This is a genomic window from Streptosporangium sp. NPDC000239, from assembly GCF_040300765.1.
Taxonomy (GTDB): domain Bacteria; phylum Actinomycetota; class Actinomycetes; order Streptosporangiales; family Streptosporangiaceae; genus Streptosporangium.
The window spans coordinates 66,004-90,220 of sequence record NZ_JBEPEI010000014.1 but is presented as its reverse complement, the minus strand read 5'-3'; the positions used below and the strand labels follow the sequence as shown (position 1 = coordinate 90,220).

21 protein-coding genes are annotated in these 24,217 nt (G+C 69.3%); 9 read left to right on the top strand and 12 right to left on the bottom strand.

All coding sequences use genetic code 11. The features are described from left to right. Positions 1 to 21: 21 nt before the first annotated feature. On the top strand, positions 22 to 522 hold the full coding sequence (locus ABT340_RS29060) for an NUDIX domain-containing protein (RefSeq protein WP_352014025.1): 501 nt from the start codon (positions 22 to 24) through the stop codon (positions 520 to 522). A 302-nt stretch (positions 523 to 824) separates the two neighbouring features. On the opposite strand, the gene ABT340_RS29055 is transcribed toward ABT340_RS29060, so the two are convergent. Next, a complete protein-coding gene (locus tag ABT340_RS29055; protein ID WP_352014024.1) occupies positions 825 to 1,199 on the bottom strand; it encodes a hypothetical protein in 375 nt (124 codons plus the stop codon). A 263-nt stretch (positions 1,200 to 1,462) separates the two neighbouring features. Between ABT340_RS29055 and sigJ the strand changes: the two genes are divergently transcribed. Beyond that, positions 1,463 to 2,353: an RNA polymerase sigma factor SigJ gene (gene sigJ / locus ABT340_RS29050; RefSeq protein WP_352014023.1), complete on the top strand. Its 891-nt coding sequence runs from the start codon at positions 1,463 to 1,465 to the stop codon at positions 2,351 to 2,353. 290 nt (positions 2,354 to 2,643) lie between these two features. Here sigJ and ABT340_RS29045 read toward each other — a convergent pair whose 3' ends face one another. From ABT340_RS29045 to ABT340_RS29030, 4 genes are all read right to left on the bottom strand, one after another. Next, on the bottom strand, positions 2,644 to 3,258 hold the full coding sequence (locus ABT340_RS29045; protein WP_352014022.1) for a hypothetical protein: 615 nt from the start codon (positions 3,256 to 3,258) through the stop codon (positions 2,644 to 2,646). Further along, on the bottom strand, positions 3,255 to 3,806 hold the full coding sequence (locus ABT340_RS29040) for an RNA polymerase sigma factor (protein WP_352014021.1): 552 nt from the start codon (positions 3,804 to 3,806) through the stop codon (positions 3,255 to 3,257). Before ABT340_RS29040 ends, ABT340_RS29045 begins: the two co-directional genes overlap by 4 nt. A 680-nt stretch (positions 3,807 to 4,486) precedes the next feature. After that, positions 4,487 to 5,911, bottom strand: a complete 1,425-nt coding sequence (locus tag ABT340_RS29035) for an aminobutyraldehyde dehydrogenase (protein ID WP_352014020.1) — start codon at positions 5,909 to 5,911, stop codon at positions 4,487 to 4,489. Positions 5,912 to 5,919: 8 nt separating this feature from the next. Next, positions 5,920 to 6,855, bottom strand: a complete 936-nt coding sequence (locus ABT340_RS29030) for a TIGR03619 family F420-dependent LLM class oxidoreductase (RefSeq protein WP_352014019.1) — start codon at positions 6,853 to 6,855, stop codon at positions 5,920 to 5,922. 159 nt (positions 6,856 to 7,014) lie between these two features. On the opposite strand from ABT340_RS29030, the gene ABT340_RS29025 reads away from it, so the two are divergent. After that, positions 7,015 to 8,721 carry an amidohydrolase gene (locus tag ABT340_RS29025; RefSeq protein WP_352014018.1) on the top strand — a complete coding sequence of 569 codons (1,707 nt, stop codon included), beginning with the start codon at positions 7,015 to 7,017 and terminating at the stop codon, positions 8,719 to 8,721. Positions 8,722 to 8,771: 50 nt separating this feature from the next. Here ABT340_RS29025 and ABT340_RS29020 read toward each other — a convergent pair whose 3' ends face one another. Together ABT340_RS29020 and ABT340_RS29015 are read right to left on the bottom strand one after the other, a co-directional pair. Further along, on the bottom strand, positions 8,772 to 9,575 hold the full coding sequence (locus ABT340_RS29020; RefSeq protein WP_352014017.1) for an ABC transporter permease: 804 nt from the start codon (positions 9,573 to 9,575) through the stop codon (positions 8,772 to 8,774). Next, a complete protein-coding gene (locus ABT340_RS29015) occupies positions 9,572 to 10,525 on the bottom strand; it encodes an ATP-binding cassette domain-containing protein (RefSeq protein WP_352014016.1) in 954 nt (317 codons plus the stop codon). The genes ABT340_RS29020 and ABT340_RS29015 overlap by 4 nt, the downstream gene beginning before the upstream one ends. Positions 10,526 to 10,612: 87 nt before the next feature. Between ABT340_RS29015 and ABT340_RS29010 the strand changes: the two genes are divergently transcribed. Continuing rightward, positions 10,613 to 11,374, top strand: coding sequence for a TetR/AcrR family transcriptional regulator (locus tag ABT340_RS29010; protein WP_352014015.1), 762 nt, complete (start codon positions 10,613 to 10,615; stop codon positions 11,372 to 11,374). A gap of 60 nt (positions 11,375 to 11,434) precedes the next feature. After that, positions 11,435 to 12,946, top strand: coding sequence for an AAA family ATPase (locus ABT340_RS42510; RefSeq protein WP_502992537.1), 1,512 nt, complete (start codon positions 11,435 to 11,437; stop codon positions 12,944 to 12,946). Here the strand turns inward: ABT340_RS42510 and ABT340_RS28995 are convergent. Next, positions 12,916 to 13,530 (bottom strand): dioxygenase family protein, encoded by a 615-nt coding sequence (locus tag ABT340_RS28995; RefSeq protein WP_352014014.1) that lies wholly within the window; start codon positions 13,528 to 13,530, stop codon positions 12,916 to 12,918. The two genes, ABT340_RS42510 and ABT340_RS28995, sit on opposite strands and share 31 nt — an antisense overlap. 459 nt (positions 13,531 to 13,989) lie before the next feature. Here ABT340_RS28995 and ABT340_RS28990 point away from each other — a divergent pair, with 459 nt between their 5' ends. Beyond that, on the top strand, positions 13,990 to 16,497 hold the full coding sequence (locus ABT340_RS28990) for a M28 family peptidase (protein ID WP_352014013.1): 2,508 nt from the start codon (positions 13,990 to 13,992) through the stop codon (positions 16,495 to 16,497). Positions 16,498 to 16,673: 176 nt separating this feature from the next. On the opposite strand, the gene ABT340_RS28985 is transcribed toward ABT340_RS28990, so the two are convergent. The 3 genes from ABT340_RS28985 to ABT340_RS28975 form a co-directional block, all read right to left on the bottom strand. Further along, entirely contained in the window at positions 16,674 to 17,519 is an 846-nt protein-coding gene (locus ABT340_RS28985) for a fumarylacetoacetate hydrolase family protein (protein ID WP_352014012.1), read from the bottom strand. A gap of 78 nt (positions 17,520 to 17,597) precedes the next feature. Next, positions 17,598 to 18,527 (bottom strand): DODA-type extradiol aromatic ring-opening family dioxygenase, encoded by a 930-nt coding sequence (locus tag ABT340_RS28980; protein ID WP_352014011.1) that lies wholly within the window; start codon positions 18,525 to 18,527, stop codon positions 17,598 to 17,600. Next, entirely contained in the window at positions 18,515 to 19,963 is a 1,449-nt protein-coding gene (locus ABT340_RS28975) for an aldehyde dehydrogenase (protein ID WP_352014010.1), read from the bottom strand. Before ABT340_RS28975 ends, ABT340_RS28980 begins: the two co-directional genes overlap by 13 nt. Positions 19,964 to 20,082: 119 nt before the next feature. Here ABT340_RS28975 and ABT340_RS28970 point away from each other — a divergent pair, with 119 nt between their 5' ends. From ABT340_RS28970 to ABT340_RS28960, 3 genes are all read left to right on the top strand, one after another. Continuing rightward, positions 20,083 to 20,775, top strand: a complete 693-nt coding sequence (locus ABT340_RS28970) for a gamma-glutamyl-gamma-aminobutyrate hydrolase family protein (RefSeq protein ID WP_352014009.1) — start codon at positions 20,083 to 20,085, stop codon at positions 20,773 to 20,775. Positions 20,776 to 21,015: 240 nt separating this feature from the next. Further along, the gene (locus tag ABT340_RS28965) at positions 21,016 to 21,954 is read left to right on the top strand and encodes a hypothetical protein (RefSeq protein ID WP_352014008.1); all 939 of its coding nucleotides are present in this window, start codon (positions 21,016 to 21,018) and stop codon (positions 21,952 to 21,954) included. 197 nt (positions 21,955 to 22,151) lie between these two features. After that, on the top strand, positions 22,152 to 22,697 hold the full coding sequence (locus ABT340_RS28960; protein WP_352014007.1) for a DUF11 domain-containing protein: 546 nt from the start codon (positions 22,152 to 22,154) through the stop codon (positions 22,695 to 22,697). A gap of 170 nt (positions 22,698 to 22,867) precedes the next feature. On the opposite strand, the gene ABT340_RS28955 is transcribed toward ABT340_RS28960, so the two are convergent. Next, positions 22,868 to 23,893, bottom strand: coding sequence for a DUF11 domain-containing protein (locus ABT340_RS28955; RefSeq protein ID WP_352014006.1), 1,026 nt, complete (start codon positions 23,891 to 23,893; stop codon positions 22,868 to 22,870). Between the last annotated feature and the right edge of the window lie 324 nt (positions 23,894 to 24,217).

Here is a 24,217-nt window from a genome sequence, read left to right as displayed (position 1 = left end):
ATCCTTCGAGAAGGGACCGGCATGACCGAACCGCGTACCGACGTTCCATCTCGGCCTCTGGCGCCCGCGATGGAGGCCATGACGCTGCTGGTCGCGGCGGTGATCGTGCACGACCGCGAAACCGAACGGGTCGTCCTGCTCCAGCGCGGCCCTCACGCGAAGTTCGCCCAGGGCATGTGGGACCTGCCCGTCGGTAAGAGCGAGCCGGGGGAGCCCATCACCCAGACCGCGATCCGGGAACTCCAGGAGGAGACCGGCCTGGTCGTCCGCCCCGAGTCACTGCGGTTGGCCCACGTCATCCACGGTGCGCGGGGAGTGGAGGCGCCCAGCGGTTTCCTGACGGTCGTCTTCGCCGTACACGAATGGTCGGGCACCCTGACCAACGGCGAACCCCACAAACACGCCCAGGTACGGTGGATCCCCACCACGGAACTACCACAGAACTTCGTCTCCACCACGGCCAGCGCCCTACACCGCTATTTGGCAGGCGGCCCGGACATCTCCCTCGACTCCTGGAACTGACCGCAGGAAGGGAAGCGTTATAGGGTCCGGCCAGGCATCAGGATGATCAACGCTCTGGCCTGCGCCTCCGCACTACCGCCGGACTGCTGAGAAACAGCAAATTCCGCTCCTGCGGCGCCCGGTCTGGCCTGGGACTTTGTCCTCGCCTCACTGCATCACCCTCAAAGGTTCGCAACTCTCTCTCCCGCCAGGACGCGCAGTGCGACACCGGCCACTCATCACCTGAAGGGTTCGTGACTCGGGCCATCGCGCCTTCGTGTGCCACGAAAGGCGGTTGGCGGCCGAGGGGGTGGAACACGGGTTCAGGGCCTGTGCCAGGTTCGGGACAGGGCGAGCAGGCTCAGGCCGAACATCAGGACGCCCAGGGGGAGGTGGACCGAGGGGATGTGGGCGATGCCGAGCAGGACCTGGACGGAGGCCAGGATGAGGAAGCCGGCGGCGTGGAGGATGGGGCGGGGGGAGCCGCCGCCTGGCTTCCAGGCCAGGATCGCCGCGAGGACGTAGAGGACCGACGCTCCGTACATGACGCGGGCTCCGGCGCTGTGCAGGGTCTCCCCGTAGGAGGTGGACAGCAGCAGCCCGGCGGAGGTCGCCTGGACGAAGATGGTCAGGGTCTGCAGAGCGATCGCGATCCGCAGAAACGAGAAGTTGCGCTGTGCTGTCGCCTGAGTGGCCATGTCACGGTTCCCCTGTTCCGCCCTGGAAGTGTCTTGGAGTGCCTGTCGGTGCCCTGAAGGGCCAAAAAATGCCTGAGGGTGCCCTGAGACACCCGGAAGTGCCGTGAAGCGCCAGAAAAGATCTTGAAGTGTCCGGAAATATCTGGACGCGCCAGGGAGTGTTGGATAGTGCTGAAAAGTACCCCTAGGTAGTGGATCGATAAGGTCTCATCAGTCCGACGACGCAGGCCCGCGAAAGGTAAGGCGAGGAGGCGGCCGGGAGCATGGATACGGCTGGGACGGCCGCTGAGCGGCGCCAACTGATCAATGTCGCCTACCGGTTGCTCGGTTCACTGGCCGAGGCCGAGGACGCCGTACAGGAGGCCTACACGCGCTGGTACGCGCTACCGCGAGGCAAACGGGAGGAGATCGTGTCTCCCGGCGCCTGGCTGACGACCGTGACCGGTCGCGTCTGCCTGGACGTGCTCGGCTCGGCGCGGGCCCGGCGTGAGCGCTACGTCGGCGCGTGGCTGCCCGAGCCGCTGCCCGACCGCGCCGAGTGGGGCCACGGCCAGGGCGCCGACCCCGCCGACCAGCTGGTCCTGGACGAGTCGGTGGCCATGGCCTTCCTCGTCGTCCTGGAGTCGATGACCCCGGCCGAACGGGTGGCGTTCGTCCTGCACGACGTCTTCCGCTACTCCTTCGCCGAGATCGCCGACGTCCTCGACCGGACCCCCGCGGCCTGCAAGCAGCTGGCGGCCTCCGCCCGGCGGCGGGTGGACGTCACGCGGGCCCCGACGACGGTGACGGTGGCCGGGCGGACCGACGCGGTACGGCAGGTCAAGGAGGCGTGGGAGACGAAGGACATCACGGCCCTCGTCGGCCTCCTCGACCCGGCCGCCGTGATGGTCGCCGACGGCGGGGGAGCGGTCGGCACCGTACCGCACCCGGTCGAGGGCGGCGCGCGCATCGCCCGGTACATGGTCGCCATCGCCGACATGGCCCCGGGGCTCGAACTCCTGGAGCGGTCGGTCAACGGCATGCCGGGTCTGGTGGCCCGGCGTGCCGGTGTGGTCACGACCGTGGCCGCGTTCGACATCGTCGACGGTCATGTCACCCGGATCTGGGTGGTCCGCAATCCGGAGAAACTACGCCTCTGGGCACAGGACGGCTGACACTCCGGTGGAGAACACAAGAAGGGACGTGCCTGGTGGACACGCCCCTTCCTCGTGGAAGACCTCCCCGATCGGAAAGCCTCCTCCGGACCAGAAAACTCGCTCCTCCGGACCAGGAGGCTCGCGACCTGAAGAGGAGGCCCGCTCCTCCGGACCAGGAGGCTCGCGACCTGGAGGGGAGGCCGTCAGGAGTGGCCGATCACCACGGCTTGATCACGGACCCCGGCGGCCACGGTCGGGGCGGAAGGAGTGGAAGGCCGCCTGGACGGCCCGGGGCACTCCTGGCGGGTTCAGCTTCCCGCCGGGGGCCCGCCGGAGCCGTCGACGTCGTTCCAGAGCGGGTCGTCGACCACAACGCATGGTTTGACCTGGCCATTGACCACGTAGGTGGGGAGCTGCCACTGCGTCCCCGATCTCTCCGACCCGAACACGCGGTCCTTGTTCTCGGTGAGCATCATCACCAGGGTCTGCCCGTTTCCGACATACCGAGGATCGATTTCCAACCCTCCTCCGTGAGGCAGCAGGCGAACGGCCTTGGCGGACGCGGAGCCCTCCCATTCCTCCGGGGATGCGCCCCCAACGATGTCTCCCCTGTTCCCCTGGCACGCCTTACCGGACTTGAGGTAGGTGATGTCCGCGGACACCCCCATCTTTTTCAGATCCTGTTCCAGCTTGTCGGCGTCCCTGAACTCGTTCAGCTTGACGTTGATCGTGCCGTCGGTGTTCCTGGTCACCGCGTACGCGGCCTGTTCCGACCCGGTCAACAGCGGCATCGCGATCGTCGCCGCCGCGGCCAGTCCGGCCACCGCCGCCCCCGTGAGCAGGCGGCGACCGATGCGTCGACGGTTGGCGCGCGCGGTGATCTCGGCTTTCATCTGCATCAGTATCTGTTCCTCGAAACTCATCCCAGTGTTCCTTCCAGAACGAAGGGCAATCCCCGCAGCCTGCGGCGAGCGCGGTGCAACCGCACCTTGGCGGCCCCCGGCTGGATGCCGAGGGCCACCGCCGCCTCGGTGACCGTGAGCTGGTCGATGACGACCAGTTCGAGTACGGCGCGTTCCCCCTTCGGCAGGCCTGCCATGGCCGTGAAGAGCCGCCTGGCGGGCTGCTCCGCGTCGATGCGCTCCTCAAGCTTGGCGATGTCGTCACTGTCCAGTGGTCGCCTCCCGCTCATCCGGCTCGCCAGCCGCCACTCCTTGAACGAACGCCGCCGCTCGGTCGAGACCCTGTTGCGTGCCACGCCGTACAGCCACGCGAGCTCGGTCCCCTGCTCGGCCCGGTAGGTGTGGGCGGAGTTGAGCACCGCCATGAACACCTCGGCCACCATGTCGGCCACGGTGTGCGGGTCGTCGACGCGTCGTGCGAGGAAGCGGGTGACCGCATCGACGTGCCGCCGGTAGAAGGCTTCGAACGCCGCGTGATCTGTGGCGATCTCCGCCTGTTTGCGAAGCACTGGCAATGCCCCCCTTCGTTGGCTAACACCCCCTTTGGTCAGAATCTCCCAAAGGGTTACAGGGGGCGGATCCGCTCCTTCGGCCCGGCTGGAGCGGCGCCGTCGTCCCAGGCCGAAACGCCACACGGCACGACACAGGGCGGGAACATGAGCACCCGCCCTGTGCGCGACCACCTCGCCGCCCTTCGCAAGGGTGACGGAGGCGTCGGTACCGGTTGCTTCGGTCGGCTCGTCCGGTGAGAACCGGGTCCACCGCGGCCCACGCATCGCCCGGTACATGGTCGCGACATGGCCCCGGAGCTCGAACTCCTGGAGCGGCCGGTCAACGGCGTGCCGGTGTCGTCGTGACCGCGGCCGCGTTCGACGTCGCCGACGGTCACGTCACCCGGATCTGGGTGGTCCGCAACCCGGAGAGACTACGCCTCTGGACACAGGACGGCTGACACCCCAAACAGACGCTTCAGCTGGAAGAGCCCTGGACGGAAAGCTTCAGCGGGCAGACCTCAGGTGGAAGGTCCGGACGGAAGGCGCCGAGCGGAAATCCCGGCTGGAAGAGCCCAGGTGGAAAGGCCGGATGGGAAGGAAACAGCGGAAGGGGCGTGCCCGTTGGGCGCGCCCCTTCCTCGTCGGAAACCCCGGTCGGCGAGCCTCCTCCGGACCAGAAGGCTCACGACCGGAAGTCAGGAGTGGCTGATCATCACGTGCTTGATCCGGGTATAGGCGTCGAAGCCGTACCGCGACAGGTCCTTGCCGGTTCCCGAGTGCTTGAAGCCGCCGTGGGGCAGCTCGGGGATGATCACCTGGTGGCAGTTGACCCAGACCGCGCCGAAGTCCAGTTCCGCGGTCAGCCGCATCGCCCGGCCCGTGTCGCGGGTCCAGACGCTGGCGGCCAGGGCGTAGGGGACGCCGTTGGCCAGCTCGATCGCCTCCCGCTCGCTGGCGAAGGACTGCACGGTCACGACCGGGCCGAAGACCTCCTGCTGCACGATGTCGTCGTCCTGGCGGACCCCGGCGACCACGGTGGGGGCGAAGAAGTAGCCGGGCCTGTCCAGGCGGTGGCCGCCGGTGACGACGCGGGCGTGGCCGGGCAGCCCCTTGACGAAGGAGGCGACCCGTTCTGCCTGCGCGGCGTTGTTCGAGGGGCCGAGGAAGACGCCCTCCTCGTCGGGGGCGCCGACGGTCAGGGCGTCCGCGGCCTCGGCGAGAGCCTGGGTGAAGGCCTCGGCGACGCTCTCCTCGACCAGGACGCGGGTGACGGCGGTGCAGTCCTGGCCGGTGTTGAAGAAGGCGGCCTCGGCGACGGAGCGGGCCGTCTCGACCACGTCCACGTCGGCGAAGACCACGGCCGGGGCCTTGCCGCCCAGTTCGAGGTGGACGTCCTTGAGGTCGTCGGCGGCCGAGCGCATGACCTCGATCCCGGCGCGGGTCGAACCGGTGATGGCGACCATCTCGACGCCGGGGTGCTCGACGAGCGCCCGGCCCGTGTCACGGTCGCCGCAGACGACGTTGACGACGCCGGGCGGGAAGACCTGCGCGCACAGCTCGCCGAGCAGCACGGTCGAGCCGGGTGTGCTGTCGGCGGGCTTGATGACCAGGGTGTTGCCCGCGGCCAGGGCGGGGCCGATCTTCCAGGCGGCCATCATGAGCGGGTAGTTCCACGGCGTCACCTGGGCGACGACGCCGATCGGCTCACGCCGTACGAACGAGGTGTGGCCCTCGGCGTACTCGGTGGCGCCCAGGCCCTCCAGGACCCGGGCGGCGCCGGCGAAGTAGCGGATGGCGTCGATGGACCCGCCGACGTCCACGCGGCGGGTGATGCCGCGGGGCTTGCCGGTGGACCGCACCTCGGCCTCGGTCAGCGCGTCGCGGTTCTCCTCCATCAGCCGGGCGAGGTCGAGCAGGAGCTCCTGCCGCCTGGCCGGGGTGCTGCGCCGCCAGGAACGGGCGGCCTCGGTGGCGGCGGCGACCGCGGCGGCGACGTCGTCGGCGTTCGAGCGGGGCGCGCGGCCGTACACCTTCTCCGTGGCCGGGTCGACGAGGTCCATCCACTCACCGCCCGCGGGCTCCCCGCTCTGCCCGCCGATCACGTTGCGCAGGGTGTTCATGGGTCTCCTTAGCTGGTGAGGGTCTCGACGCGGGCCATCACCCGGCGGCAGAAGGCCGCGACGTCGTGCGGGTCGTCGGTGAACTGGGAGGGCTTGATGCAGAAGGTGTCGAAGCCCTGGGCCATCTGGTCGGGGATGGTGGACAGCGCCTGGTCGAGGTCGGCGACCGAGTCGTTGTCGGGGAAGATCGCCCGGGTGCCGCCGATCATCTCAAGCTCGGAGATGTCCCGTCCGGCCTCGCGCATCGCGTTCGCGAGCAGGTCGAGCTCCTCGGGCTTGGGCCTGCCGAGCGGGTTGAAGCCGTGGCCGTAGCGGACCAGGCGCCGCAGCAGCGGGCCGTGCAGGGTCTGGCCGCCGAACCAGAGGGTGGGGCCGCCGGGGCGGAAGGGCTTGGGCTCCAGGTAGACGTCCTCGAACGGGTAGTACTCGCCGTCGAAGCTCGCCGGGGACTCCTTCCAGAGCAGGTCCCAGGCGGCCAGGTGCTCGTCGAGGAGCTTGCCGCGCTTGTCGTACGGCACGCCGAGGGCGGCGTACTCGTCGCGGCTCCAGCTCACCGTGGGAAGCACGACGAGACGGCCCTCGCTGAGCCGGTCCAGGGTGGCCATCTCCTTGGCCAGCAGCAGCGGGTGGCGCAGCGGGGCCAGGATCGCCCCGGCGACGAGCCGGATCTGGCTGGTCACCGCGGCGATGGCGCTGAGCAGGACGATCGAGTTGGGCCAGGAGGTCTTCGGGTCCTGGTTGCCGGGCAGGGCGTACTCCCTGGGGTTGGGCATGACCCCCAGGGCGCCGGAGTCGGGGCCGAGCACCACGTGTTCACTGAGCATCACCGAGTCGAACCCGGCGTCCTCCGCCTCACGGGCCCACCGGACGACGGAGGCCAGGTCGTCGCCCGGCGTCATCGTCCAGTTCTCGCTGAGGATGAGCAGCATCTTCGGGGTCGCCACGGGCACGCCTCCGCCTGTCGTCTAAAGATTTGGGTCCAAACGGTATGTCCCGGGGGTGGGTGTTGGCAAGGTTTGTACGCCGTGAGCTGCGCGGCCCCCCATTGACGGAGAGTCATTTGGGTCCATACATTCATTCAAACAACCCCTTGGAGGCCTCCGATGTCCCAACCAGCGGACCTGATCCTGGTCAACGGCGACGTCCTGACCGTCGACGCCGACTTCTCCGTGGCCCAGGCGGTCGCGGTGCGGGACGGACGCATCCTCGCCGTCGGTGAGACCGCGGAGATCGAGGCGCTGGCCGGACCGGAGACCCGGGTGATCGACCTGGCGGGCCGTACGCTCCTGCCCGGCATCAACGACTCGCACCTGCACGGCGCCGCCTGGGGTCTGACCAGGCCTCCCTTCGCGCTCAGCGTCGGCTACCCCGCCGTCAGGTCCATCGCCGACATCGCCGAGACCGTACGGCGGGCCACCGAGACCACCCCCGAGGGAGAGTGGATCACCGGCCTCGGCTGGGACCTCGGCTACCTCGCCGAAGTCCTCGCCGACCCGTCCCGCCGCCCGCACCACCGTGACCTGGACGCCGTCTCCCCCGACCACCCGGTCGCGCTGACCGACTTCTCCGCGCACATGCTGTGGGTCAACTCCAGGGCCCTGGAGATCGCCGGGATCACCCGCGACACCGTCGCCCCTGTGGGCGGGGTGATCGAGGTGGACGCCGACGGTGAGCCGACCGGCATCCTGAAGGAGGCCGCCCAGGCCCTCGTGCAGGGTCTCATCCCGGTCGCGAGCGTCGAGCAGCGCAAGGAGGCCATCCGCCAGGCCGTCGCCGCCCTGCACGCCGAGGGCATCACCAGCTACACCGAGCCCGGCCTCGGCCCCGGCGGCACCCAGATCCTCGGCGGCGGCCTCAGCACCGAGTCCCTGGACGCCTACATCGAGCTGGCCCGCGCCGGGGAACTGGCCGCCAGGGTCAGGGTCCTGCTGCTGCCCGCCGCCATCGGCGGCTCCGCGGCCGACCTGGTCGCCGGGCTCGAAGGCCTCGGCGTGCCCGACGACATCGACCCCGACCTGCTGTCGGTCATCGGCGTGAAGATCTTCGCCGACGGTGTCCCGCCCAACGAGACCGCCTGGATGCACGAGCCGTACGGCAGCGCGGGAGGCTACGGCTCGCTGTGCGTGCACGGCGCGACCGCCGCCCTGCAGGAGGCGGAGCTGCGGGAGATGATCAGGCACGCGCACGCCGCGGGCTACCAGCTCGGGGTGCACGTCACCGGTGACCGGGGCATCGACGCCGTGGTCGACGCCTTCGTCGCGGCCAACGAGGTCCACCCCAGGCCGGACGCCAGGCACTACCTCATCCACGGCGACTTCGTCTCCGCCGAGAGCCTGGCCAAACTCTCCGCGCACGGCTACTCGGTCAACATGAACCCCGGCATCAAGTGGATGACCGCCGACATGATGGACGACATCCTCGGCAAGGCGCGCTCCGAGTACCAGTGGCCGGTCCGCTCCGCGGTCGAGGCGGGCGTCGCGGTCTGCTCAAGCTCGGACGCGCCGATCACCGAGCCCAACTGGCGCCAGGCCGTCGCCTCGATGATGCTGCGCGAGTCCAAGGCGACCGGCAAGGTCAGCGGCCCCGACCAGTGCGTGGACCTGGCCACCGCGCTGCGCGCCTACACGATCAACCCCGCCCGCCAGGACTTCGCCGAGTCCTGGAAGGGCAGCGTCGAGGTCGGCAAGATCGCCGACCTGTGCGTCCTCGGCGGTGACCTGCGCGCCGGCGACCCGCACGACTACGCCGACATCCCGGTCGACCTGACCGTCCTCGGCGGGAAGGTCGTCTACGAGCGCGCCGGGAACTGAGCCACCAGGCGAGGGGCCGTCCCGGGGGTGCGCCCGGGACGGTCCCTTTTTCATGTCCTGCTCAGATGGCGATATTTCCGTACCGACAGCGGCAGGAAGACCGCGACGAGCAGCAGCGGCCACGCCACGGCCATGGGGATCGCGTTCAGGGTGATCCAGGACCCGGCCTCGAAGCCCGGGGTTCCGAACAGGTCCCGTACGGCCGCCGCCGTGACCGAGAGCGGGTTCCACTCGGCGATCGCGCCGAGCCAGGAGGGCATGGTCGCCGGGTCGACGAAGACGTTGGACAGGAAGCCCACCGGCCAGACCAGGATCTGCACGGCCGTCACCGACTCCGGGCCGCCGGCGGCCAGGCCCGCCAGGATTCCCACCCACAGCAGGGCGAAGCGCAGCAGGAGCAGCAGCCCGAACGCGGCCAGGGCCGGGCCGGGTCCCTCGTGCCAGCGCCAGCCGAGCGCGAGCCCCGCGCCGACCATGACGGCCAGGCCGACCACCGAGTTGAGCATGTCGGCGACGCAGCGGCCCGCCACGACGGCCAGTGAGCTCATCGGCATCGAGCGGAACCTGTCGGTCACGCCCTTCGCGGCGTCGGTCGTCACGGCCATCATGGTGTTCTCCAGCCCGAAGAACACGGTCATGGCGAACATCCCGGGCATCAGGAAGTCGAAGTAACCTCCCCCGCCGGGCACCTCGATCGCGCCGCCGAACAGGCCGCCGAACATCAGCGCGATCATGACGGGGAAGACCCAGCCGATGGCGACCGTGCCGGGCCGCAGGGCCCAGTGGTTCAGGTCGCGCCTGGTGATCGTCCAGGTGTCCGCGAAGGCCCAGCCGACCGTGGACAGTGCCGTCATCGAACGACCTCCTTGGTGAGTTTGAGGAAGACCTCGTCGAGCGTCGGACGGCGCAGGGTGATGTCCTGGGGCTCGACGCCCGCCTCGTTCAGCGCCGAAACCAGCTCGGCCAGCGCGCGGGTGCGCCCGGCCACCGGCACGCTGACCCGGTCACCCTCGGCGTACGGCTCGCCGGAGGCGACCCGGCCCGCCAGGCCGAGCACCGTCGTCACGTCGTCGCCACCGGACAGCACGACGTCGATCCGGTCACCGCCGACGGTGGCCTTGAGCTCGTCCGGCGTGCCCTCGGCGACGACCCGACCGGCCCTGAGCATCGAGATCCGGTCGGCCAGCCGGTCGGCCTCCTCCAAATACTGGGTGGTCAGCAGCACGGTCGTGCCCGACTCGGCCAGCTCGCGGACCGCCTCCCACACCTCGGCGCGGGCCGCCGGGTCGAGACCGGTCGTCGGCTCGTCGACCAGCAGCACCGGCGGCGCCACGATCAGGCTCGCGGCCAGGTCGAGCCTGCGCCGCATGCCCCCCGAGTAGGTCGCGACCGATCTGCCGGCGCTCTCGGTCAGGGAGAAGCGTTCGAGCAGCTCCTCGGCCCTGCTTCTGGCCGCCGGGGCGGGCAGGTGGTTCAGCCTGCCGAACATCACGAGGTTCTGCCGTCCGGTCAGCACCTCGTCGACCGCGGCGTACTGCCCGACGAGCCCGATGTTCCGGCGGACCTGCCGGGCCTGCGTCGCGACGTCGAACCCGGCGACGCTCACCCGCCCGGCGTCGGCTTCGAGCAGCGTGGCCAGGATCCGGACCGCGGTCGTCTTGCCCGCCCCGTTCGGGCCGAGCAGCCCGCGCACCGAGCCCGCCCGCACCCGCAGGTCGAACCCATTCAAACCCGTCCCCTCCGGCGCCTTCGGGTAGCGCTTGCGCACACCCTCGGCGTCGATCGTGAACTCGGGTCGCCCCACGTGCACCCCTTTCTTTCGTACGGCGTACCGTACACCGTACTGAATGACTATAGTGGGGTCAACGCCGAAGGTTTGGAGACTGTTCCCGTGAGCGGAAGAAAGGGCGCCGACCCCGCCCGCAGCCTGGCCCTGCTGTGGGGGGCGCACGGCAGGCCGGGAAGGTCCGGGCTGACCATCCGCGCGATCGTCGAGGCCGCCGTCGAGCTGGCCGACACCGAGGGCATCGAGGCCGTCTCCATGCGCCAGGTCGCCGAGCGGCTGCGGGTCGGCACCATGTCGCTCTACACCCACGTGCCCGGCAAGACAGAGCTGGTGGACCTGATGGTCGACACCGCGTACGGCAGGCTCTACGACGACGTGGACGCGCCCTCCGCACAACCCGGCGGCTGGCGGGGGGCGCTGCGGTTCGTCGCCGCGCGCAACTGGGACCTCTACCTACGCCACCCCTGGATGCTGCAGGTCACGGGGGGCCGCCCCGCCCTGGGACCCAACGCCGTGCTCAAGTACGAGGCCGAGCTGCGGCCCCTCGACGGCATCGGCCTGACCGACCTGGAGATGGACGCCGTCCTCACCCTGGTCCTGACCCACGTCGAGGGCACCGCGCGGACCAGGGCGAGCCTGGAGGAGGCCCGGCGCGACAGCGGCCTGACCGACGACGAGTGGTGGGTGGCCAACGCGCCCCTGCTGGACAAGGTCGCCGACGAGAGCAGGTTCCCCGTCGCCTCCCGGGTCGGCCAGGCAGCGGGCCAGGAGTACGACGCCCCCGCCGACCCGGAGGTCGCCCTGACCTTCGGCCTCGACCGCATCCTCGACGGCGTGGCCACCCTGATCACCGGCCGGGAGGGCTGACCACCACGGAACCGTCCAGGAAGTCGTACTGTCCAGGAAGTTGGACCGTACGCCTGGGATATGCCGCGCAAGATCCAGAACATCCACGTCGAGGGATACACCTCGATCCGCCAGGCCGATGTCCGGCTGGGGGACATCACGCTCCTGGTGGGGGCGAACGGCGCGGGCAAGAGCAACTTCATCGCCGCCGTGGAACTCCTCGGCAGGATCGCCGACGGCGAGCTCGGCCTTGAGGTCGGCCTCAGGGGAGGCGCACAGGCCCTTCTGCACGCGGGGGCCAAGGCGGGCGGATCCATCGTCCTGGGAATCCAGGCCGGAGACGGTGAGGTGACGAGCGGCTACGAGGCGGTGCTGGTTGCCGCGGCGAACGACACACTGATCTTCGAACAGGAGAGGATCACCCGTCGGCGCTCGGGCCTCGCCAAACGGTGGGGTGTCTCCTTCGGAAGCGGTCATCGGGAGACGCTCCTGCACACCGCGCCGGAGGATACGGAGGACGTGGTGGACGTCCTGCGGGGGTGCCGGGTCTTCCACTTCCAGGACACCAGCAGGAACGCCCCGGTCAAACAGCTCGGCTACGTGGACGGCCAGGACTTCCTGCGGCCGGATGCGGGAAACCTCGCAGCCTTCCTCCTGTACCTGCGCAGGGAACACCCGGAGAGTTACGAACGGATCCGAAGCACGGTGCGGGTGATGGCGCCGTTCTTCCGCGACTTCGTCCTGGTGGAGGACGCCAAGGGGCGGACCAGCCTCCGCTGGAACCAGCAGGGCGTCGACGCGGTCTTCCCCGCGGAGGCCCTCTCGGACGGCACCCTGCGTTACATCTGCCTGACCACACTTCTTCTGCAGCCGAGGCCTCCCGCCCTGCTGACCCTGGACGAACCCGAGCTGGGACTGCACCCGTTCGCGATCGTCCAGCTGGCGGACATGCTGAGATCCGCCGCCACCCGCAGCCAGATCGTCATCGCCACCCAGTCGGTGACCCTGCTCAACCAGTTCTCCCTCGACGACCTCGTGGTGGCCGAGAGGGACGAGGGGGAAACGGTCCTGCGCAGGCCGGAGCCCGAGGCCCTCCGGGAATGGCTCGACGACTACTCCTACTACGGCCTTCCCCGGGACACCCCTGGGATGGACGACCTTCCGAGTGGGACGCCTCACGCGCGCGTCGAGCATGTGGAGAGGGCCATCCATCGTGCGCTGGACGATGACCCGCGTCTCGTTCCGAACCTTGTTCTGCACGAGACGGAGACGTGGGTGTTCGCCGCGGCGAAAGAGCTGGGGGAGCTTCTCGGCAGGCCGGATGTCGCCGACGCCTGCGCAAGCAGGCCGAACGCGCCGGAGGGCCCGAACTGGTCAACGACGGAAGGGAGACCGCCCCTTCGAAGCGCATCCTGGCGGCGTACCCGGGATACCGGAAGACCCATGACGGGCCTCTCGCCATCGCGGATCACGGCCTCGCCGCCCTGCGGCGTGACTGCCCGCATCTGGACGCGTGGGTGCTTCGGGTGCTGGAGGGCGAGAGAACGGTGTGACCCGGTGGCTCACCCGGTGGAGTCGAGGACGAAGACGTAGGTTCCGTTGCCGGCGTACATGTTCAGGAGCAGCCGGGGGTCGAAGAGGACGTCGACGCTGTTGCGCGGTTCCCCGGGGAAGTAGAGCTGGGTGGTCAGCAGCCGCAGGCCGGGGGCCTGGATCTTGACGTGGATGTGCCGGGTGCGGCTGGGATAGGGGCCGGGCACGACCGTGGTCAGCTTGAAGGCGCCCCGGGGGTCGGTGAGCTGGTGGCCGCGGAACGCGAACCCGACGCTGTCGTATTTTCCCTGGCTGTCCGCGTGCCAGAAGTCCATCAGGACGTTGGGCAGCGGGTCGCAGGAGCGGTTCACGACGAAACCGCTGACCTTCAGCGGGGTGCCGGAGCCGGGAAAGACGTTGCGCGCGGGAGAGCTCGGCCTGAAGTGGACGCCCACGGGCTGCTGGACGGTCGGGTCGTCGTCGCAGAACGGCGTGGGGTCGAGGAGCCGCCCGGTCTCCCCGGCCAGCGCGGGTGCGGCCTGGCCGAGCAGCAGCGGGATCGGCACACCCATCAGGGCCGCCTTCAGCAGCGTCTTCCTGCTGATGCCGTTCTCGGTCTCGTCGGTTACGCGATCGGCGCCCACGGTGGTCTCCTCGGCGTGCGGGGGGTGTCCGGTTCCTCGGAGAACGGCAGGAGCCGGTTTGTTTAAGGTCGCATGGAATTGAGATCATTTACACCCAACGGGCGTCCATAGTCTCGGGTAATACCCCCTGGCTGTTCATTGTCCGAGGCGTCGTACCCCCGATATAGTGCCTTCCTTTTCATGAAATTTCGGTAATTGGGGGGCGAGACCTCCCTGGCCAAAGGGGTGGTTTTTTCGGGGGAGGATACGTAGCTTCTTCTACTGAGCCACGCATGTGGCGGCGGTTTTTCGGTGGCCACTTAGTGCTTACCGTTTGGCCGGCAAAGTTAGAACCGTATCCCTTTTCTGCCCCCCAATCCCCGTGATGTTCCGTACCTTCCGGATGTTTCCGGTGGCGTCGGCGCCCGGTGTTCCCAGCGAACGCCAGGCAGGCGGGGAAGCCAGGAAGGAACGACACGCATGAAACGTAAGGGACTGATCGCGGTGACGGTGGGTGTCGCCACGGTCGCGGCGACCACGCTCTACACGGCACCCGTGAACGCGGCCGGACATACCACCCCGGGAACGTCGAACGCGACGACGGCCGACCCCGGAAGCGACCCCAGGGCGCTGGCCGCGCAGGCCGCGGACAAGGCGGTCGCCGAGGGGCTGGGCGCGTTACGCAGGGGCCCGGAGGAGAGCTTCGAGCGCACCGGCGTGACCTCCGGCGCCGACGGCACGCAGTACGTCGGCTACGAGCGCGCCTACAAGGGGCTGCCGGTGGTCGGCGGCGACGCGGTGGTCGTCACCGACGCCGCCGGAAAGATCATCGACACCGTCGCGGCCACCGGCCCCACCGGGGACGTCGCGCTGACGCCGAAGGTCAGCACGAGGAGCGCCCTGAAGGCCGCCAAGGCCAGGCTGTCCCAGGTGGACAAGGCCGAGCAGCCGAGGCTCGTGGTGCGGGCCGGGGAGAAGGGCGAAAGACTCGCCTGGGAGGTCGAGGTCTCCGGCGTCGCCGACGGGAAACCGAGCGTCCAGCACGTCTTCGTCGACGCCCTCGACGGCTCGGTCATCGACGCCTACGACCTGGTCAAGTACGGCACAGGCAACGGCTTCTACAACGGCCAGGTGACGATCTCCACCTCCGGCTCCGCCGGCTCGTACACGATGAAGGACCTCACCCGCAACGGCCTGGCCTGCGGCGGGCAGAACGGCGCGCCGTACACCAAGGACGTCGACTCCTGGGGTGACGGAACCGGCACCAGCCTGGAGACCGGCTGTGTCGACGCCTTCTGGGCCGCCCAGAAGATGTGGGACATGCTCCGCGACTGGTTCGGCTACAACGGCTTCAACGGCCGTGGCGGCGGCTTCCCGACGCGGGTCGGCATGAACGACGCCAACGCGTACTGGAGCGGCTCCTACGCCGTCTTCGGCCGCAACCGGGCGAACACCCAGCAGGCCACCGCGTTGGACGTCATCGGCCACGAGTACGGCCACGCCGTCTTCCAGTTCGCGGGCAGCGGCAGCATGGGCACCGGGAACGAGTTCGGCGGGCTGAACGAGTCGGCGGGTGACATCTTCGGCACGCTGCTCGAACACTACGCGAACGTCCCCGGCGACCCGCCGGACTACACCATCGGCGAGGAGGTCGACCTGCTCGGCACCGGCCCGATCAGGAACATGGCCAACCCGTCGCTGATCGACAGCGCGCCCAACTGCTACTCCTCCACGATCCCCATCACCGAGGTGCACGCCGCGGCCGGGCCGCAGAACCACTGGTTCTACCTGCTGGCCGAGGGCACCCACCCCGGCGGTGGCAAGCCGAACAGCCCGGTCTGCTCCGGCCCGTCCTACCTGGCCGGCATCGGCATCAAGAAGGCGGGCAAGATCTTCCTGAACGCCCTGCTGCGCAGGACCTCGACCTGGCGTCACACCGACGTCCACCGTGCGACCCTCGCCGCCGCGGCCGAGCTGTACGGCTCCCGCAGCGTCGAGTACGCCGCCGTCTGGGCGGCCTGGAGAGCGGTCAACGTCCCCTCCGCCACGCCGACCCCGCCCCCGGTCCCGGTCCCCACGGTGACGCCGGTGGTGGCCCCCACGGGACCCGGTGACCCCCCTGGGGTCAGCCTGGCCAACGTCAAGGCCCACCTGCAGCAGTTCCAGTCCATCGCGTCGAGCAACGGCGGCACCCGCCGTTCGACCGGCGCGGGTTACACCGCCTCGGTCACCTACATCGAGAACAAGCTGCGCGCCGCGGGCTACACCGTGACCCGGCAGAGCTGCACCAGCGGCTGCAGCCGGGGCGCGGGTCCCAACCTGATCGCCGACTGGCCGGGCGGTGACGTCAACCAGGTCATCATGGCCGGTGCCCATCTCGACAGCGTCTCCGCAGGTCCCGGCATCAACGACAACGGCTCGGGCTCCGCCAGCCTGCTTGAGGTCGCGCTGACCCTGGCCCAGTACAGGCCGACCGTGGCCAAGCACGTGCGGTTCGGCTGGTGGACCGACGAGGAGCAGGGTCTGCTCGGCTCGAAGTTCTACGTCAACTCGCTCGGCTCGGCCGGGCGCTCCAAGATCAAGCGGTATCTGAACTTCGACATGGTCGGCTCGCGCAACGGCGGCTACTTCATCAACAACATCTCCACCGCGGCGGCGGCCGATCTCAAGGCCTTCTACAACCAGATCGGTGTCCAGACCGAGGAGAACGTCGAGGGCGCCAACCGCTCCGACGACGCCTCCTTCCGCAACGGGGGCATCCCCACCTCCGGGGTCGCGGCCGGGGCCAGCGCCCGTAAGACCTACGCCCAGGCCTCCAAGTGGGGAGGTACGGCCAACCAGCCCTACGACTCCTGCTACCACTCCGCCTGCGACACCACGAGCAACATCAGCGACACGATCCTGGACCGGGCCGCCGACGCCACCCTCTACGCCATCTGGCGGGCGGCCGCGAGCACCGGACCGACCCTCGCGCAGCCCCAGCCGTGACATCCACTGTGACACCCGCTGTGACGCGCGCCTGAACGGGTGAACCCCGGCCGGATCACTCCGGCCGGGGTTCACCTGCCCCTGTACTCCCTCGGCCCCGGCGCAGACACGGTCACGGGCCTGCCGGACAAGGCCGCAGGCCCCCGACCTCCCGACGTGCTCCGCCGGGGCGAGTTCTAGCGCTGGGGCGCGCGGATGCCGCGGAACTCCCAGTCGCCGCCGAAGGTGGTGGAGATGACCTCCTCCGACTCGGTCGGCTGGGCGCCGCAGTCGTCGCGGATCGGCGCGGGGCCGGTCACGATGTGGTTGGTCAGCTTGCCCAGCCCCTCGACCTCGACCTCGACCACGTCACCGGGCTGGACCGGGCGGGAGTTGGCCGGGGTGCCCGACAGCAGTACGTCGCCGGGGTAGAGGGTGATGGTGCGGGCGATGTCGGCCACCAGGTAGTGCATGTCCCACTCCATCTCGTCGGTGGAGCCGTCCTGCACCACCTTTCCGTTGACGAGGGTGCGCAGCCGCTTGTGGTGGAAGTCCCAGTCGGTGACCAGGCCGGGGCCGAGCGGGCACAGCGTGTCGGAGCCCTTGACGCGCAGCATGGACCCGGCGTCGGTGTCGCGGAAGTCGTGCAGCCCGTAGTCGTTGCCGATGGTGTACCCGGCGATGTAGTCGCCCGCCTCCTCGGGGGAGACGTTACGGGCGGTGCGGCCGATGACGATGGCCACCTCGCCCTCGTAGTTGAGGTACTTGCAGCGCTCGGGACGGACCACGGCGCCCTTGTGCGCGTTGAGGGCGGAGGTGGGCTTGTGGAAGTAGGTCGGGGCGTCGGGCAGGGTGGTCATGAACTCCTCGACCCGGCTGCGGTGGTTGAGGTGCACCGCGACGACCTTGGAGGGGACGACCGGCGGCAGGTGCACGGCCTCCTCGACACCGACCACCCGCCCGTCGGCGCTGACCAGTTCGTCGCCTTCACGCCGCACCTGGGTGGCGGCGCCGTCGAGCAGGATTCTGCGATATTCGGGCATCAACGGCCCTTTCCACGTTGAGAGTCGGAAAAAGCGAGAACTGGGGCGCCGTCCCACGACGGTACCGGAACGCGCAGGTCAGCCGGGGTAAGGGTAGGGATAGGGGTCGTTGGAGGGGTCGGTGCGGTGCGGAGCCGGGAAACCGCCCGCGGGCGGGTCGAACCACAACAGGACCTGGCCGGTGCCCACGGAGTTCTCGTACTCCCCGTACTGCCGGCCCGGCGCGGTGCAGTCCCCCTCACCCAGAGCGCCGATCATCATGAGGTAGTGGCCGAACCGGGCCTCCGGCTTGAACCGGGCGAACTCCGGCATGGTGTCCAGCACCCGGGCGTGATCGCCCTCCTTGAACCAGCCGATCCGCTCGTAGTCGGCGGCGCGGGCCTCGGGGGTGATGATGTGCTCAGGACCGGAGGCCTCGTGCGCCCGCAGATGCCGCAGCGGCCAGAAGGTGTGCGACAGGGCGCCGGAGGCGATCAGCAGCACCTTGCGGTCCGTCGCGGCGATCGCGTCCCCCAGGGCGCGTCCGAGCCGCAGGTGGTCCTCGGCGTCACCGGTCTGACACACCCCGATGCTCACCCACCGCTTACCGGCCACGCCCAGATGCGTCCACAGGTTGGTGGTGGCGTAGTAGATCGGCAGGTAGGGGTCCTCGATCGCGGTGATCCAGGTGGCGTGGTCGGCCGCCCTGGCGGCGATGGCGTGCGCGAGTTCCTGGTCGCCGGGGAAGTCGTAGGGCATCCGGCACATGCCGCGGGGCAGTTCCTCTGAGGTGAACAGGCCCGCGCGGTGCTGCTGGGCGGTGACGACGAACTCGACCGTGGTGGCCCAGTGCGAGTCCAGCACCACCACCGTGTCGTAGTCCACCGTCTCGAAGACGTCCTTGCGGAGTTGCTGCAGGCCCGTGACCAGGGTGATCTCCTGGCCGTTGTTCAGCTCCCGCCGGGTGGCCTCGGGAAGGACGATGGTGGGCACGTGGGCCAGCAGGCCCGCCCCGACTACCTGACCCATGGCGCGCTCACCGTGTTCTTCACGTCGCAGTAGAAGTCGAAGCTCCAGGTGCCGCCCTCACGGCCGACCCCGGACTCCCGGGACCCGCCGAACGGCGCCTTGAGGTCACGCACGAAGAAGCAGTTCACCCACACCGTCCCGGCGACGAGCTGGGCGCTGACCCGCTCGGCCCGCTCCTGGTCGCCGGTGATCAGGGTGGCGGCCAGCCCGAACCGGGTCCCGTTGGCCATCTCCACCGCCTGCTGCTCGCCGGTGAAGGTCTGCAGGGTCAGCACCGGCCCGAAGACCTCCTCGGTGAGGATCTCGCTCCCCTCGGCGGCACCGGTGATCAGGGTCGGCCGGTAGTACTGGCCGCCCAGGTCGGTGTTGGGGCCGCCGCCGATGACGGCCTTCGCCCCGGCCTCCAGGGCGCGCTGGACGAAGCCGTCGATGCGCTCCAGGTGCCTGGGGTGGATGTTGGGGCCCAGGTCGGTGGACAGGTCCCGGGGGTCACCCTGCTTCAACGCGGTGGCGCGTTCGACGAACCGGGCGGTGAACTCCTCGGCGACGGACTCCTCGACGAGCAGGCGGGTACCGGCCAGGCAGACCTGCCCGGCGTTGTCGTACTGCTCGACCGCCAGGTTCACGGCCAGGTCCAGGTCGGCGTCGGCGAACACGATCAGCGGCGACTTGCCGCCGAGCTCCAGCGACAGCGGGGTGAGGTTCGCGGCGGCGGCCGAGGCGATGGTCCTGGCCGTGGGCACGGAGCCGGTGAAGCTGATGCGCCGCACCCGGGGGTCGGCGACCAGGGCGGCGCCTGCCTCGGCACCGTAGCCCTGCACGACGTTGAACACCCCGGCGGGCAGCCCGGCCTCGGCGGTGATGTCGGCCAGCAGGGAGGCGGTCAGCGGCGTCCACTCGGCCGGCTTGAGCACCACCGTGTTGCCCGCCGCCAGCGCGGGCGCGATCTTCCAGGTGGCCAGCATCAGCGGCGCGTTCCACGGCGTGATCAGCGCGCACACCCCGGCCGGGTCCCAGCTGACGTGGTTGGTGTGACCGCGGGTCTCGAAGTCCTCGTGGCCCAGCTCCAGCAGCCAGTCGGCGAAGAAGCGGAAGTTGTGCGCCACCCGCGGCATGACCCCCCGCAGATGGGAGCGCAGCAGGGCGCCGTTGTCGGTGGTCTCCACGATCGCCAGGTCCTCAAGCCTGGCCTCGACCCCGTCGGCGATCGCGTGCAGCAACCGCGCCCGCTCAGCCCGGGAGGTCGCGGCCCAGGCGGGGAAGGCGGCGTGGGCGGCGCCGACCGCGGCGTCGACCTCGGCCGCCCCACCCCGGGCGACCTGGGCGAGCAGGGTCTGGTCGATGGGGGAGTGGTCGTCGAACGTGGTGGGCGAGCTGACCCGCTCGCCGCCGATCCAGTGATCGCCGTGGACGGGGATACCGGCGACAGTGGCCATCCGCTTCTCCTAATCGTTTGGCTCCAAACAACCTAGGGTGAGCCGCGATGGCAGGTCAAGACCTAGGAGGAGCTCTAGGGTACCGTTTGGCTTCAAATGAACCTTTGAAGGAGTCCGGGATGTCTCGACGTCCGCTCATCGCGATCCCGTCGCGTTTCGCCGCCACCACCTCCGCCCTGCGGTACGAGGCCGTGGTCACCGCCCGGGCGCTGGCCGACGCGGTGTACCGGGCGGGCGGGGAGCCGTTCCTCATGCACCCGGTCGACGCCGAGCGGGCGGCCGAGCGGCTCGCGGTGGCCGACGGACTGCTGCTGCCCGGCGGCGGCGACCTGGCCCCGCAGTCGTACGGCGAGGCCGTGGCGCACGAGACGGTCTACGACGTGGACGCCGAGCAGGACGCCTTCGACCTGGCCGCCGCCGAGTACGCGCTGACGACCGGCCTGCCGACGCTGGCGATCTGCCGGGGGCTGCAGGTGGTCAACGTGCTGCGGGGCGGCAGGCTCCGGCAGCACATGGAGGCCGACCACCGTCACATGGTGCACCCGGTGACCGTACGGCCGGGCTCGCTGCTGGCCGGGATCACCGGGGAGAGCCGGATCAGCGCCTCGTGCTACCACCACCAGTGCGCCTCCGGGCTGGGTGAGGGCCTGGTGGCGGTGGCGCACGCCGTGGACGGCACGGTCGAGGCGGCCGAGCTGCCCGACGCGGCCGGGTGGTTCCTCGGGGTGCAGTGGCACCCGGAGGACACCGCGGCGAAGGACCCGGCCAACCAGTGCCTCTTCGACGCCCTGGTGACCGCCTCCCGAAATTAAGGGTGATTGTTCCTATTTCATTCACCCTTGTCCCAGGCGTTTGCTGCATTGATCGGATGAAGGTGGTTACAACCGCATAACGATGCCGATAAAGCATGCATGGTGAAGTGCGTGAGTATTGTGATTGCAGGGGCTTGCGTGGCTATGGCCACTATTGTGGGATTTGTTCCCAGGGCCTACGCGGCTGACTACGACACGGCGTGTGCGAATCCCACCGTTACCCTCACCAGCGGGAGCCCCGTGCCACCGATCTCCGCGGGCATGGTCGTGCTCTTCCAGGCGGGGACCTACAACAGCCTCTCGGCGATGGTGACCGGCGGTGGCGTCGCCTGCCTGGCCCCCGGGGCGAAGTGGACGGTGACCTCCTTCGGCGTCGCCCCGGTCGGGTCGATCTACGTGCGGGGCGAACTCGACGTACAGACGCTCCAGGCGCTGAGCAACGGCTTCCTGCTGGAGAACGAGGGCACGGTCTCGGTGGGCGGCATCATCCAGGCCGGCGCGAACTCGATGCTGATCAACCACAAGGGGGCCACCTGGCAGGGCACCGGATCACAGACGCTGTTCGGTACGGCGAGCCTGACCAACGAGGGCACGATCGACCTGGTGGGCTCGCTGACGCTGGCCGAGCAGAGCTCGTTCACCAACGTCGGCGACACCACGGTCGGCGCCTTCCAGAACGGCTCGACCACGACGAACACCGGGACCATCACGGTCATCGGCTCGGCCACCACCTCGGGGACCCTCTACAACAGGTGCATAGCCGACTTCCGGTTCGGCTACGAGTCCGAGGGCTCGACCACCAACGAGGGCATCGTCCTGGCCACCGGCGGTACCGCGAACAGGATGGGTCTGTACATCTCAGGGACCTACACCAGCACCGCGACCGGCGTGACCAGTGGCAGTGACTTCACCATCGCCGTGACCGGGCAGATGACGGGCGCGGGGAGCTACCGCTTCACCGGCCTCACCGTGGTGGCGGGCCGCGCTGCCGGTAGTCCGCAGATCGTCTTCTACGACACCTCGCAGACGGGAAACCAGATCTTCGACGTGGTGACGGGCACGGTGACCAACGTGGTCAGGGCCGTGGTGCCCCCGCCCGACCCCGCCGTCCTGCCCGCCGGATGCGCCGCGGCGGGGGTCGACCTGTCCATCACCAAGTCGGTCAGCCCGGTGAGCTGATCGTCCGCGCTGTCTGACGAACTGGTCTGCCCTGGGTGTGGCACGATGCCGACAGACTGTGACCGGGTGTATAACTCGTGGAGTTTTCCCTGTTCAGCGACTTGATCGGCTTATGAGTGAAGAGATCGAACGCCGTATGGCCAATGGCTTTGTTGTCTCTGGCCTGCATCCAGGGACCGGCCGAAGCGGAAGAAACCGTGCGCGCCGGTCATGAGGTGGTCTTCGCCATGACCATCAGGAACGTGGGACCCGCGGTCGCGCGCGAGGTCGTCGTACGTGACCCGCTCGACGACCGGCTGACGTTCCTCTCGGTCAGCCCCGACTCCTGCGGTTACCGGGACCGGGTGCTGACCTGCCGGTTGGGGAGGTTGGGTCCGGAGGAGGCGGTCACCGTCGAGTGGCGGGGGCTGGTCTCTCCGGACACACCGGACGGTTACCGGCTGCGCAACGTCGCGAAGGTGTCGGGCGTGACCCCCGAGTCGCGTCTCGACAACAACCTCGGGCGCGCGGAGATCACGGTGACGAACCGGCCTCCGCACGTCAGGAGGCCTCGGCACGTCAAGAGGCCGCCGCACGTCAGGAGGCCGCCCCTCTTCGAGAAGCCGCCGCTCGTCGCCGGACCGGCGCCGGTGCCCCGGGAGGAACTGCCGTTCACCGGCTTCCCCGCCTGGCTGCTCGGCCTGGCCGGGCTGCTGGTCGTCGCGGGCTCCGCCGTACGGTGGACGGCCCGCCGGACCGGTTGAGCCCTGCCCTGAAACCGCCGTGAAACCGTCCTAGAACCGTCCTGAGACACACAGCAGGCGGCTCCCGACAAGGGAGCCGCCTGAGCCATGTCGTGGCCGCTTCTGCGTCCGTTCGGTCCGTCGGGCTCGCCGTCCGCCTGGGCGGACGGCGAGCGCTACGGGAAGCGGGGTTATCCGGCCCGCACGGACTTGGTGATCGTCAGATCGGCCACGGCGTTGGTCGGCGTGTCGATCGTGACGGTGTTGTTGTCGGTGTCGGGGTCGGGGTTGTCACCGGTGACACTGGCGGTGTTGCTGACCGTTCCGGTCACGGTGGCGTCGACGTTGACGTTCAGCACGATGTCCGTGCTTTCTCCGGCGGGCAGGGTGCCGACCGGGCAGGTCACCACCTGTCCCGCGGCGGTGCAACCGGACGGTGTGCTGGAGACGAACGTCAGACCGGCGGGCAGGGTGTCGGTGACGACGACTCCGGTGTCGTCCGACGGCCCGTTGTTCGTGACCTTGATGGTGTAGGTGCCGGTACCACCGGAGTTCAGCGTGCCGGCCGTCTTGGTGATCGACAGGTCGGACTCGGCGGCGACGTTGATGTTGGCGTTGTTACTGGTCTCCGGCGTCGAGTTGTCGGAGTCGACGTCGGCGACGTTGGGAATGACGGTCCCGACCGGCGTGTCGGGCCGGACCCTGACCGTGATGTCCCAGGTCTGCGTCGCGCCGACGGCGAGCGAGGCGACCGTACACGTGACGACCTGACCCTCGGCCGTGCATCCCTCGGGCAGCGGGGGGACGATCTCAAGCCTGGGGTCCAGGGTGTCGGTGACCACGACGTTGGTGGCGACCGAGGGGCCGTTGTTGGTCACGCTCAGCGTGTAGATACCGGTCTGGCCCGCGTTGACGGTGGCCTCGGGGTCGGCCTGCCTGATCCGCAGGACCCGGGGTGTCTCGCGCAACACCGTGCGGTGGTGGACGACCAGCCGGGCCCTCTTCTGGTCGGCGGCCGCCCGTGCGCGGTGCCGGAGCACGGGCCCCCTGGCCGTCTTGGCCCTCCTGGCCACCTTGCCCATCCTGTCGACGTGGGCCGTCTTGGTGATCTTGGCGATCTTGCCGGCCCTGGGGGCGCCGGTCGTGCCGGCCGCGCTCGCCGAGGTCGGGAGGGCCATCATGAGCGCGCAGGTCACCGCTCCCACGGACAGCCACACCGAGCGACGAGAACGCAGGATAGCTTTGGCGAACAATGTCTCTTTTATCACGGTTCTCCTTTTAGGTAATAAAGCAATGCATGCTATTTCCTTGAGAAACGCGAGGTCGCGCACCCGGTGTGGTGTTTTGTCAATGGTTTGTAGTAGGGGTTTCCGATGGGGTGGTTAACGGAAAGCCGCGATGGTCTTCCGTTAACTCCCCGAGAGAAAGGCCAGGGGCAATCGTCCCGGAGTGGCAAATAGGGCCATATCAACCGGGTTTTGTCCTTCAGGCCGGAAAGCGCAAAAAGGCGGGGTCCCACCCGGAGAACGAGTGGGACCCCG